The organism is Streptomyces sp. NPDC102278, from assembly GCF_044766345.1.
Lineage (GTDB): Bacteria > Actinomycetota > Actinomycetes > Streptomycetales > Streptomycetaceae > Streptomyces.
Genome location: NZ_JBIWLV010000016.1, coordinates 65044 through 77144, shown reverse-complemented (window position 1 = coordinate 77144; position 12101 = coordinate 65044). Strand labels below are relative to the sequence as shown.

The 12101-nt window shown below is 69.3% G+C and carries 11 protein-coding genes and 1 pseudogene; 6 read left to right on the top strand and 6 right to left on the bottom strand.

Annotated features, from left to right (window positions below; all coding sequences use genetic code 11):
* The first annotated feature begins 33 nt into the window (after positions 1-33).
* The 4 genes from ACIRO3_RS29875 to ACIRO3_RS29860 all read left to right on the top strand — a co-directional run bounded on the left by ACIRO3_RS29875 (position 34) and on the right by ACIRO3_RS29860 (position 4032).
* Positions 34-168, top strand: coding sequence for a hypothetical protein (locus tag ACIRO3_RS29875; protein ID WP_404141900.1), 135 nt, complete (start codon positions 34-36; stop codon positions 166-168).
* Positions 169-864: 696 nt separating this feature from the next.
* Positions 865-3177: a molybdopterin-dependent oxidoreductase gene (locus ACIRO3_RS29870; RefSeq protein WP_404141899.1), complete on the top strand. Its 2313-nt coding sequence runs from the start codon at positions 865-867 to the stop codon at positions 3175-3177.
* Positions 3178-3313: 136 nt separating this feature from the next.
* Positions 3314-3865 carry an EF-hand domain-containing protein gene (locus ACIRO3_RS29865; RefSeq protein ID WP_404141897.1) on the top strand — a complete coding sequence of 184 codons (552 nt, stop codon included), beginning with the start codon at positions 3314-3316 and terminating at the stop codon, positions 3863-3865.
* Entirely contained in the window at positions 3862-4032 is a 171-nt protein-coding gene (locus ACIRO3_RS29860; RefSeq protein ID WP_404141974.1) for a CsbD family protein, read from the top strand. Before ACIRO3_RS29865 ends, ACIRO3_RS29860 begins: the two co-directional genes overlap by 4 nt.
* 122 nt (positions 4033-4154) lie before the next feature.
* On the opposite strand, the gene ACIRO3_RS29855 is transcribed toward ACIRO3_RS29860, so the two are convergent.
* The gene (locus tag ACIRO3_RS29855; protein WP_404141972.1) at positions 4155-4529 is read right to left on the bottom strand and encodes a ricin-type beta-trefoil lectin domain protein; all 375 of its coding nucleotides are present in this window, start codon (positions 4527-4529) and stop codon (positions 4155-4157) included.
* Between the two features lie 273 nt (positions 4530-4802).
* On the opposite strand from ACIRO3_RS29855, the gene ACIRO3_RS29850 reads away from it, so the two are divergent.
* Both ACIRO3_RS29850 and ACIRO3_RS29845 read left to right on the top strand, forming a co-directional pair.
* The gene (locus ACIRO3_RS29850; RefSeq protein ID WP_404141895.1) at positions 4803-6227 is read left to right on the top strand and encodes an MFS transporter; all 1425 of its coding nucleotides are present in this window, start codon (positions 4803-4805) and stop codon (positions 6225-6227) included.
* Between the two features lie 119 nt (positions 6228-6346).
* Positions 6347-6463: pseudogene (locus ACIRO3_RS29845) on the top strand (hypothetical protein); the annotation flags it as partial.
* Positions 6464-6688: 225 nt separating this feature from the next.
* Here the strand turns inward: ACIRO3_RS29845 and ACIRO3_RS29840 are convergent.
* The 5 genes from ACIRO3_RS29840 to ACIRO3_RS29820 all read right to left on the bottom strand — a co-directional run bounded on the left by ACIRO3_RS29840 (position 6689) and on the right by ACIRO3_RS29820 (position 11976).
* The gene (locus ACIRO3_RS29840) at positions 6689-7168 is read right to left on the bottom strand and encodes an MSMEG_6728 family protein (protein ID WP_404141893.1); all 480 of its coding nucleotides are present in this window, start codon (positions 7166-7168) and stop codon (positions 6689-6691) included.
* Between the two features lie 536 nt (positions 7169-7704).
* Entirely contained in the window at positions 7705-8409 is a 705-nt protein-coding gene (locus ACIRO3_RS29835) for a DUF6766 family protein (protein ID WP_404141891.1), read from the bottom strand.
* 82 nt (positions 8410-8491) lie between these two features.
* Positions 8492-8950: a hypothetical protein gene (locus ACIRO3_RS29830; RefSeq protein ID WP_404141889.1), complete on the bottom strand. Its 459-nt coding sequence runs from the start codon at positions 8948-8950 to the stop codon at positions 8492-8494.
* Positions 8951-9287: 337 nt separating this feature from the next.
* Positions 9288-10541 (bottom strand): aromatic acid exporter family protein, encoded by a 1254-nt coding sequence (locus ACIRO3_RS29825; RefSeq protein ID WP_404141888.1) that lies wholly within the window; start codon positions 10539-10541, stop codon positions 9288-9290.
* 73 nt (positions 10542-10614) lie between these two features.
* Complete coding sequence (locus ACIRO3_RS29820) at positions 10615-11976, bottom strand: APC family permease (protein WP_404141886.1); 1362 nt, start codon at positions 11974-11976, stop codon at positions 10615-10617.
* Positions 11977-12101 lie beyond the last annotated feature (125 nt).

The following is a 12101-nucleotide window of genomic DNA, read 5'->3' as shown; positions in this document are numbered from 1 at the left end:
GGCCCCACTGACGAAGTGGCCCCACTGACGAAGATGACCCGACCCATCCCCGCAGATCAGGAGTCGATCACCGTGCTGGAGCGCACTCCGCGCGAGGACCGCACCGAGGTCACATTCGTCCTGCCCGCCGACACCTGGCCGCGCAGGGCGGCGTGGTCGGCGACTTGAACGACTGGCAGCCCAGTGTCCACACCCTCGCCCCCGCGAGGACGGCAACCGGGCCGTCACCGTCGCCCTGCCCGCCGCAGCACCCACTTCTTCCGATACCTGGCTGCCGGCGACTACTGGTTCAACGACGAGAACGCCGAGACGCAGGACGGCGCCAACAGCCGTCTGCACACGTGGACAGCCCAACCGTCGGGCGCGGTCTGCCGCTCGACGTGAATTTCACTTGATGCCGGCGGCCCAGGTGTTCGCCTGGACCCGGGCGACAGCAGCGCCGGCAGACGACATGTACCTGGCCGCACTCGGCCTGACGGGCCATGCGAGGTCATTCGGGAAGAGCTGGAAGTCCGTGCCGCCACCCTGCCAAGTAGGTCTGGGCTCGGGGAACTCCTGGCGTACACCCTGGCCGGGACGGACAGGCGCCTGTCGGTGACGTCCTCTGGGTGCGGCGTCCTCGCCTACGCACAGGGCCGAGCCCGCCTCATCAAGGGCCTGCACCGGTGCCTGGAGCGCGTGGAACAGCACCCGGCGACACCACGGGCCACACACTCATCGCTCGCGCCGACATACCGACAGGTGGGGTTGACCAGCAGACCTCAGGGGAAGTCTCTGCCCTGCGGACCTCTGCTCGATGGGGGTCCCGTGGCGTACGCAGCCACTGTGCGAGAGCAGGGGAACCTTCCAGGGTGGGGTGGGTGCATGGTGGAACGACGCATGTCGGTTGCGACGCACTGGGGCAGTTTTGTCGCGGTGGTCGAATTCGGCCGGTTGGTGCGAATCGAGCCGAGGGGAGACGACCCTGCGCCGTCGCCTATCGGCCCCGGAATGGTGACGGCCGCCGACGACCACGCTCGCGTGTTGCGCCCCGCGGTGCGCAAAGGCTGGCTGAACGGCCTGCCGCGCGTCCACGACACGGCCAGAGGCGCGGACGCCTTCGTGGAAGTGAGCTGGGACGACGCGCTCACGTTGGTCAGTGATGAGCTGTCTCGGGTGCGTTCACAGCACGGAGACAGTGCGGTGTTCGGCGGATCCTACGGCTGGGCGAGTGCGGGTGCCTTCCACAATGCGCAGGGGCAACTCCACCGGTTCCTGTCGTTAGGCGGGGGATACACCGACTCGCGCAACACGTACAGCACCGCGGCTTTGGAGGTCATCCTCCCTCACGTGATCGGCGGGCATCCGTGGAGCTACCAGTCCCGGATGCCGATGTGGGACGAGATCGCCGAGAACTGTGAGCTGGTGGTGGCGTTCGGCGGGCTGGCCCTGAAGAACAGCCAGATCAACCCTGGCGGGCTGGCAAGGCACCAGACGCGGAACCTGCAGCGCCAGTGCCGTGAGGCCGGGGTGCGGTTCGTGAACGTCAGTCCCATCCGCAGCGACGTCGCCGGCTTCCTCGACGCCGAGTGGCTGCCCGTCGTCCCCAACACCGACACCGCCGCGATGCTCGGCATCGCCCACACGATGCTGGTCAACGGCTGGCACGACGAGGACTTCCTGCGCCGGTGCTGCACCGGGTTCGACCGCTTCGCCTCCTACCTGCTCGGCGAACTCGATGGCGTCCCCAAGGACGCCGCATGGGCAGCGGAGATCACGGGCATCAGCCGCGACACGCTCACCGACCTCGCACGCCGCCTGACCACCCAGCGTTCCCTCATCATGGTCAACTACGCGGTGCAACGGGCAGACCACGGCGAACAGCCGATCTGGATGTCCGTCGTGCTGGCCGCCATGGCCGGCTCGATGGGCCGGCCTGGCTGCGGCTGGGGCGCGGGGTACGCGACGATGGACGCGACCGGCGTTGCCCCAGGCCGCCCCTCGGTGGCAACGATTCCGGCGGTTTCCAACCCCGTTGCGGATTTCATCCCGGTCGCAAGGATCGCCGACACCCTGCTGCATCCGGGCAAGACCATCGACTACGACGGGCAGCGGCTCACCTTGCCCGAGCTGCGCCTGATCTACTGGTGCGGTGGAAACCCGTTCCACCACCACCAGGACCTCCATCGGTTGACCCGTGCCTGGCAGAGGCCCGACACGGTGGTGGTCCACGAAGCCTGGTGGAATACCACGGCCAAGTTCGCGGACATCGTCCTTCCCGTCGCCACCGGCCTGGAGCGCGACGACTTCGCCGCCGGCTTCTCCGACCCCCACCTCGTCGCGATGCCGAAGGTCCGCGAACCGGAAGGCGAGTCGCGCACCGACCACCAGATCTTCGCCGCCCTGGCCGCCCGGCTCGGCTACGAGAAGGAGTTCACACAGTCGCGTTCCGAGACCGAATGGGTCCGTCACCTCTACGAGCAGACGAGATCCGAGCTCGGCGCCGAGGCCGCCGTGCCATGCTTCGAGGAATTCTGGCGCAGTTCCACTGCTGCGCTGCCGGCGCTGGCCAAACCGTTTCCCGGGAGCTTCGAGGCACTCCGCTCGGATCCACGGCGTTTCCCCCTGCCGACACCGTCGGGCAGGATCGAGATCTTCTCCGAGGAAATCGACTCGTTCGGCTACGACGACTGCGCCGGGCATCCGACGTGGTTCGAACCGACCGAGTGGCTTCACGCTGACCTGGCGGACCGATTCCCTCTGCACCTGATCTCGAATCAGCCCGCCTCGCGGCTACACAGCCAGTACGACAACGGCGGCCACAGCCTCAGCTCAAAAATCCGTGGCCGTGAGCCCGTGACCCTCAACTCATCGGACGCCGCTTCGCGCGGCATCGAAAACGGCATGATCGTACGAGTCTTCAACGACCGCGGCAGCTGTCTGGCGGGCGCGGTCCTGTCGGACGACGTCATGCCAGGCGTCGTACAACTGTCCACCGGCGCGTGGTGGGATCCGGTCCAGCCGGGCCTCAGCGGAACCTTGGACCGCCACGGCAATCCGAACGTCCTCACGGCGGATCGGCCATGCTCGCGCCTCTCCCAAGGGCCCAGCGCCCTCAGCGCGCTGGTCGACGTCGAGCCGTACGCCGATCCCCCTCCCGAGGTGCTCGCCTTCACGCCACCCGACCTCGAACACTGAGACGAAACCCTCAAGCCTCTTCGGGCCGCCTCCACGCCCTCCATCGTCACGTGCGTGACAGGCTGCACCCGCCTGCCATGAGGCTCTCCACATGCACGTTTGCGCTTGCGTAACCGTATGAATACTGTGCGCGTTTGTGACTGCACTTCAAGACCTCAAGTACGGCCAGTGGTTCAGGGGCGCCGACGTCGACGGCGACGGGTTCATCACCCAGCGAGACGTCCGCATGATGAGCGAGCGCTACATCGCCGCTCGCGGCACTATTCCGGACCCCACGACCGCCCGTCTGCTCACCGACGGGATGGACGGGTTCTGGACCAACGTGATCGCCCCCATGGACCAGGACGGTGACGGGAAGGTCGACCTGCGGGAGATGACCGAAGGATTCAGGCGGGTCCTGACCGACCCCGCCCTGTACCCGGAACAGATCGAGCCGGTCACCAACTGCTTCTTCGACCTCGTCGATCTCAACGCAGACGGCAAGATCGACCAGGCGGAGTTCCGGCAGATGTTCGACGCAGTCGCCGGCGTTCCCGGTGACGACTGCGCCGCCGTCTTCGCCGCCTTGGACCGGGACGCCTCCGGCGCGCTGGACCGGACCGAATTCCACCAGGCACTCACGGAGTTCTTCTACGGCAACGACCCGGACGCTCCCGCCAACCACCTCTTTGGGAAAGTCGCCGGCTGACGCCCCCAAAACCCCGCCCCTGCAGCAAGGCGCACGTCGAGCAGGTCAAGGAAGGTGTAGGTCGCGCCGTCGGCAATCAGCGCATGACCGCCGAAGGCCACGCCGACCAGGCCAAGGGGAACGCCCGCCAGGCCGAGGAAGACGTCAAGGACACCTTCCGCCACTGACCCGCGCACGGCCCCGGCCGCTGCGCCCGCTGGGCCCCGACCTACTCCCCCAGGTCGGGGCCCAGACACGTTCACCGTCGGCCAGGACACATGCCGACCACAACGGTCTGGGCCGGAGAGGGTCAGGCGGCGGCGAGGCTGATCTGGTCCTTGAAGATCACCCAGCGCCGGCCCTGGTCCTTCGTGTCGCACGGCTTTGTCGAGACGTTCGGGGTGCTCCAGGCATTGGCGAAGCAGTAGGCCGGGGCGTAGGAGAGGGCGATCTGCTGGCCCGAGACATTCCAGTACTGCCCTTGGTCCTTCGGGTCGCATGGCTTCACCGAGACGTTCGAGGCGTTCCAGGTGTTGGCGAGGCAGTACGCCGGGGCGTTGGTCAGGGAGATCTGGTGGCCGGAGAGGGTCCAGTGCTGGCCCTGGTCCTTCGGGTCGCACGGCTTGGTGGAGACGTTCGGGGTGTTCCAGGCATTCGCGAGGCAGTAGAGCCCGGGAGCGCGCAGCGCCGGGGATACGGTTGCGGCGGCCTGTGCCCCGGCGGCCGGCAGGAGGGAAGCGGTCAGCGCCAGCGTCGTGAGGGCGAGCGTCTTGCGGAGGGCGAACTCGTCGTGCTCGCGGGTACCGGCGACGTGGCCGTTACGGGGGGCTGACCGGGCGCGCGCCTGCGGTGGTGATGGTGGTTGTTCGTGGGACGGTCGTGGTGGCGCTTGCCGGCGAGCGGGATTTCGGGTGCCGGCGTGAGACGCCTCGGATCTTGGGTGGACGGGATGGTGGGTATGGCACGAGCGGCTGGTTCTGGTGCTGGAGGTGTGCCGGGCGCGCGGCGGATTTTGGCTCCGCTGGCGTTGGCACAGTTCATCTGCAGCTTCGCGGGCTCGAACATGAACGTGATGATCAATGACATCAGCGAGGATCTGGACACCACGGTGCAGGGCGTGCAGGTCGCGATCACGATCTTCCTGCTGGTGATGGCCGCGCTCATGATCCCGGGCGGGAAGCTCACCGACAAGTGGGGCCGCAAGCGCTGCCTGATGGTGGGTCTGGTGGTGTATGGGTTGGGGGCGGTGATCAGCGCGGTGGCGCCGCGGCTCGGTGTGCTGATCATCGGGAACTCGATCCTGGAGGGCGTGGGCACGGCCCTGCTGATCCCGCCGGTCTACATCTTGACGACACTGCTGTTCACCGGCACGACGGCCCGGGCGCGCGCGTTCGGGGTGATCATGGCGATGGGCGGGATCGGTGCGGCCGCGGGCCCGCTGATCGGCGGGCTGATCACGAGTGCGATCAGCTGGCGGGCGGCGTTCGTGTTCCAGGCTCTCGTGATCGTGGTGATTTTGGCGCTGGCCCGTGGGATCGACGATCCGCTGCCTCCCGACCCCAGCCGCCCCTTCGACACCGTGGGGGCCGTGCTGTCGGCGGCGGGACTCGTACTGCTGGTCACCGGCATCCTCGCCATCGACGACGACGGCGGCCTGGCGCTGGGTCTACTGCTGGCCGGAGCGCTGGTGCTGGCAGGCTTCTTCGCCTGGGTACGGGGGCGGGAACGGGCGGGCCGTGAGGCGTTGTTGTCGACCGCGATGTTCCACAACCGCACCTCCAACCTGGGCCTGATCACCCAGAACACCCAGTGGCTGATGCTCATGGGTGTCTCGTTCACCGTCGCCGCCTACCTGCAGGTCGTCCGCGGCTACGACGCGATCCAGACCGGCGTGATCTTCACCGCCGCCACCCTCGGCATCCTCGCCTCCTCCCTGGCCGCCGAGAAACTCGCCCGCCGGCGCGCGCAACGCACCCTGATCATGGCCGGCTTCGCCACGACCATTGCCGGCATCGCCGTGCTCCTCGCCCTGGTCGCCGGGACACCCAACCCCTGGGCGTTCGCCCCCGGACTCCTGCTGATCGGACTGGGCCTGGGGGTCATGCTCACCCCGTCGGTGAACATGGTCCAGTCCTGCTTCCCCGAGTCCCAACAGGGCGAGATCTCGGGCCTCTCACGCAGCGTCTCCAACCTCGGCTCCTCCCTGGGTACAGCCGTGGCGGGAACGATCCTCGTGTCGGGGCTCAGCACCGGCGCATACGCGACGGCCATGGCCGCCCTCGCCGTCGTCGGTGTCGCCGGCCTGGCAGCCGCCGCCCTGCTCCCACACACCCACCCGACAGCGACCACCACACCCGACACAGGGCCACCCGACAGGCCCTGACACGCCACCCGGCCGGAACACGGCGGGCCGCAGGACCGGGCGAAGGCCCGGCGACGGGTGCGTCCGAAGACGACCGTGCAACGAGACTGGGCGACCACCGACGGAGGGTCGAGGCAACCATGGTGGAGCCCGAGGACGAACTCGTCATCCGCCATGTCACCGAGCGGCTGACGAAGGCGCATCCTCAGCTGGGTGCCGCCCTCGTGTACAGCTCGGTGCAGACGGCGTATGAAGAACCCAGATACGCGCGCGTACGTACCTACCTGCCGATCCTGGTGGAACGCCGGGCCGCGGACGGCGCCAGGTCGCCCAGGCCGAGTACGACACCAAGCTCTCGCCGGAGACGAAGAAGTACCTGTTGGCCGCCGCCCGCCACCGGGCGAAGGCGGCGGCGGGCACCTGACGCCCGAGCGGCAGAGTGCGGGCGCTCCCGACCGGAGCCGTCCTCCCCCACAGGGCTCTCACGACGCCCCCTCCGCATCCCGGTCGGACCGGGGCCATACGTACGGCAGGTCGTCAGGTACGTCCGGGAAGCACTCCCCGTAGAAGGCCGGATCCTTGCGCACCAGCGCGGACTGATGGCTTCGATGGAAGTCCGGCGCGCCCAGCCACGGCGGCAGGTCCCCGTCGTCGGCCAACTGCTCCTGCGTCCGTGGTGCTCCCCCCGGCTGCCAGGCCCCGAAATCCTGGATCAGGGTGACGGCACAAGTATCGGCACGCCCTTCGGCGGTCCACACCCCGCAGATCTCCAACCCATACCGGACGAGCGCCTCCTCGTACCCGGCCCACATCCGCACAGCGGGGTGCCTGCGCCAGCCGTAACCCGGAACGATCAGGCCACGCAGCACCTGCACAGCCTCGACGCGCTGCTTGCCGAGCCTTCGTACGTCCAGCACGGCCGCAGAGGCGTCGAACGACGCAAACGGAAGGAACGTCTGCACAGGGCCTTCTCCCTCCGATACACAGTGCAAGCCGCAACCCAGCGCCCTGAGGGCACAGTGCGAGCCTGACAGAGGCCCCGGCGCAACGCGCCCGCACACATCCCGCCGGACGGTCGGATCAGGGTCTGCCATGTGCGGCGGCGAACGGCACGGCCCGAGGCCCGACCCGAGCGCCCCGGCACCTTGGAAGAGGGTCAGACACGCCCCGTCCGTCCGCGGTAGGTGCAGTAGGAACTGCCACACCCGGGTTCCGGCAGCGCCCGCGTACGGATGCGCCCAGGCGATTTTCTGTGCAGGTCCCAGCGCGCACAGGGACGACGGGACCGCATCCCTGCTCATTCAGGCCGCCGGAGGCGATGAGCAGGAGGGCGGCCGCGCGCCGGTTGCAGAAGTGCCTTCGTGGTCAGGGGCCGGCGCTTCGAGTACAGGTCTTCTGGATCGGTTCGTGGCACGCGCCTTCCCTGCCAAATCACGTCAAAACGCGCACACGATCACCTCCCGTGCACCCGGGAGGTCGGTGCCGTGCCCGTGCGTTGTCAGCCCTCGACGCCCGTCGACGTGTGGGCTGTGCCGACGGGCTTGGACTCTGGTGAGCCGCGCTGGCGGAGGTAGACGGAGAGGATGACCATGGCTGCGACCGCGAGGAGCTCGGACTGCCAGTTCTGCAGGGTGCGGCTCCAGAAGTCGGGCAGGGTCAGGTACGTGCCCCAGCCGACGGGGTCCTGGAGCTGCCGCAGCCGCTGCTCGTCGTACGCCGCCGTGCCCGCGATCGACTGCGCGAACCAGGACCCGATGAACAGACACCCCATGACGACGCCCAGCGAGCGGGAGTACAGCCGCTGCCGCCAGTCCTTCGTGCCGGCCCAGCGGGGGGAATCCTTCCTCGCGTGATCGCCCAGGTGCTGCTCACGATCGGACTCGGTACCGATCTTGTGGAGTTCTTTGGACTCGGGGGAGCCCCGCTGGACGAGCCATACGGTGCCGAAGATGTAGAGGAAGAACTGCAGGAACTCCGACTGCCAGTTCTCGGTGACGTCCACGGCGAAGTCGGAGGTCGTCACGTACTCCCCCAGACCAATCCGCTGGAGACCGTCAACGGTCAACTGGTCGTTGAACTCGGCGTGTCCTGCGACGGCCTGCCCGACCAGGACCAGCAGGAACGCGATCCCGAACACCAGGGTGAGGCTGTTGTCCCGCCAGAACCCACTCCGCCGTGGTTTCCCGCGCGCGTCGTCGCTCATCGCTGCATCGCCCCGATCGCGATGAAGTAGCCGAGCCCGCCCACCACGACGACGAGACAGGTCACGAAGAGGAAGCGCATCCTCAGCCGCCCTTCAGCACGCACTGGTAGGGCTGCTGCTCCCCCTGCGGGGTACAGCCTGCCGCAACGACCTTCCATCCCCCGTTGAACTGCGAGAGGAACAGCGTGTCGCCGACAAGCCTCACCACGGCTTGACGCCCGTACACCTCGGTAGCGCGGGCCGCCCCCGCCGCCGGCAGTTCCTCCGCGCCCAGCGCCTCTCGGCACGCCTTTCCTTCATCCTGCTCCAGCTGCCCGCTCGTCTCGGGTGCCAGCAAGCGGCAGGCAGCTTCGTGGTCCCCGGAGGCCAAGGCCCGCTCGAACCGTTCACTGGCGGCCCGCGCCCCGTCCACCCGGGCTGCGGGTGCTCCGCACCCGCCGACGAGGACAGCGACCGTGCCCGCGCACAGGAGTGCGCGAACTGAACGCGCCGGCGCCGGTCTACCCGGCCAAACCGCTCCGGACAGCAGGGTCGGGTTCACGCGGCTTCTCCTCGGGGGGCACCACCACAGCGGCATCTCACACGTATGCCCCGCCAGTACCAACGAACCTCCTCCGTCTCCCGCAGACCACCCGACCAGCCGGGCATCCGACGACGGGGCCGGTCCCTCTCCGCGCATGGACTCTGCCGGGGCTTGGCGGCTCGGGGTGCGTGCTGGTCATGCCTCTCCTCAAACCCGACGGAGGCGGGGTGGAACGGTGGACCAGGAGAACCGCTTCCTCGCGGCCGGTGTGCAGTGCCACGTCCGAAAACTCCACCCGATCCGGCGCCACCGGGCACTGCGCCACCGGGCACTGCGCCACCGGGCGGCCCCGCCGTCAGGGCCTGGTTCCGCCTCGGTTCCTGCGGGAGAGCCTGGTCAGAGTGGTGCGGTCGCCCGCCGCGTCCTGAGTTGAGCGCCGGCGCGTCCCTGTGCCGTGACGATCGGCCGACTGCGGTTCTCGGGCACGTCGGCGTGCATGGTCCAGTTCTTCGAGCAGGAGCCTCGCGTGCGATGACAGCGCTCCGATGGCCGCAGCGCCGGCACAGTCCGTGGCCGCACCCGCGGCGTACGCGGTGAGGCGGGCGTGGGCCTTCCAAGCGGTGCGCCGCGCCTCCTCGAAGTCACGGCCGTCGTAGTGGTCCTGTTCCCGGGGCGAGACGGGTTCGAGTTCGCACAGGCGGGACGCCGCTGCCAGGATCCCCGCGAGTTCGGCGACCGCCGGCAGGTGCGGCGGGACGCGGGGCTCCGCCGCCACATGGACGAGGGTGCCGGTGAGCGCCCGTACGTGCTCTGCGAGCCTTTCCCAGTGCTCGTCCCACCACTGCGCGGGCAGGGCTTCGCGGCTGCCGTGCACCAGGAGGACCGGATTAAGCCGGCAGCTTTCGCCCGTGCGGTGCCGTGCGTCGCGCAGCGCCGTGAGAGCGGACCCCAGGCGGCGGGACTCCTCGTGCCACTGCTTCGCCGCATGTACGCCGCCGCCGTGCCCAGCACCCGCTGCGATCGTCGAGAGCAGTTCGGCGGTCCGGCGGCGCATGTGGTCAAGGGACTGCTCGACCTGCCGCAGGTCGAGCGGCGGCAGGACCAAGGCGTTGACGAGTATCCCGATCACGGAGCCGACCAGGGATTCGACGAGACGGTGCCCGATGTCCGCGCCGGAGTAGCTGCCGTAGGTGAGGACGAAGACAGCGGTCGCGGACGCCGACAGGCCGTACTCGCCGAACTTCGGATGACTGCCGACCAGGGCGGTGAGCGGGAGGGCGAGCGCCATGGCCGCAAGGGTGCCGCCGGTGAGGGTCCCGGCTCCCGCGGCGGCCACGGTGCCCAGGGCGATGGCGAGAAACTGCTGTCCGGCGCAGCGCACGGACTGGTACACCGTGGCCCGCACGATGAGGACGGCCGACCACGGCGCCATCATCGCCATCGGCGCTTCCCACCACCAGCCCGCGATGCTCCAGGCCAGGACGGCTGCCGCCGCGGCCTTCAGCGCCTGTATCGCCTGGACGCGTTCCGCCCCCCGCTCCCGCAGCGCCCTGAGAGCGGCAGCACGGGCGCAGTGGATCTCCTGGACCGTCCCCTGCCATCCACGCATCCTGGTGTTCTCGTCTTTCGTCGTGCTGGCTCTCGACGGCTGGGTTGGCGGGTGAATCCGCTCCACTCGCGGGTCAGTGGCCGTCCGGCAGGGACGTTCCGTCCGGTGACGCGACCCGGCGACGGCGCTGCCACAGCACCAGCACGCCCATGGCCACGCCGACGCCCATCAGTGCCAGGCCCCGCGCCCAGATCCTGGCCTCGATCTGCGTCGCCAGGGCGAGGCACGACAGCGCTCCGAGTACGGGTATGACCGTGGGGGCGCGGAAGTGCGGGGCGGCGGACTTGTCGCGTCGCAGGACCAGGACGGCGGTGTTCACGGTGAGGAAGACAGCGAGCAGGAGCAGGACGAGGGTGCCCGCGAGGACATCGATCTCACCGGTGGCCGCGAGCAGCGCGGACACGGCCGTGGTCGCGGCGATCGCCGCCCACGGAGTGCGCCGGGCCGGGTGCACGCGCGTGAGGAAGGCCGGGAGGAGCCCCTCCCTGGCCATCCCGTACGCCAGGCGTGAACTCATGATGCCGGTGAGCAGTGCTCCGTTGGCCACCGCGACCAGCGCGATGAAGGCGAACAGCCGCGGCGGAACGGCCCCGGCGGCACGGACGACTTCCAGCAGCGGGCCGTCGGAGGCCGCCAGGGAGCCCGTGGGCACGGCCGCGGAAGCCGCGGCGCCGACGGCGGCGTACATCAGTCCGGCGGTGGCGAGCGCCCCGAACAGGGCCCTCGGGTAGGAACGCGCCGGGTCGAGCGTCTCCTCGGCCACGTTCACCGACGTCTCGAACCCCACGAACGAGTAGTAGGCGAGCACCGCTCCCCCCATCACGGCGGCCACGGGCGAGGCGGAGTCCGTCCCGAGCTGCGTGAGCCTGCCGACGTCGCCGTCGCCCCGTACGACGACCCAGACGCCGAGTCCCACCACGAGCAACAGCCCGCCCGTCTCGACCAGGGTGGCCACCGTGTTCACCCGGGTGGACTCCCGGATGCCGCGCGCGTTCAGGAGTGCCAGGAGGGCGAGGAAGACGACGGCGACGGCGATCACCGGCAGCGAGACGAGGGCGGTCAGGTAATCCCCGGCGAATCCGCGGGCGAGCGCCGCGACCGACACGATGCCGGCCGCCAGCATGCAGTACCCCGTGAAGAACCCCACGGCGGGGCCGTAGGCCCGGGTGGCGTAGTACGAGGCTCCGCCGGCCCTCGGGTACTTCGTGGCGAGCTCCGCGTACGAAGCGGCCGTCAGGAGCGCCAGGAGCAGAGCCACCGTCAGGGGAATCCACACGGCGCCTCCGGACTTCGCGGCCACCTCGCCGATCAGTACGTACACGCCCGCGCCGAGGACGTCTCCGAGGATGAAGAAGTACAGCAGGCGCGTGGTGAGCACCTTGCGGAGCGGTTGCTGCACACCGGTGTCGGCAGTACGGGAGGGCATGGGCCTCATCTGTTCTGTCGTAGGGCCGGACGGGTACCGACGCGGACGAGAGGTCGGTCCGCCACGCCGGTCGGGACTACGGAACTCCTGGCCGCAGGGGACCTTTCCAAACAGGGGCATTCTTCGGAAATCAA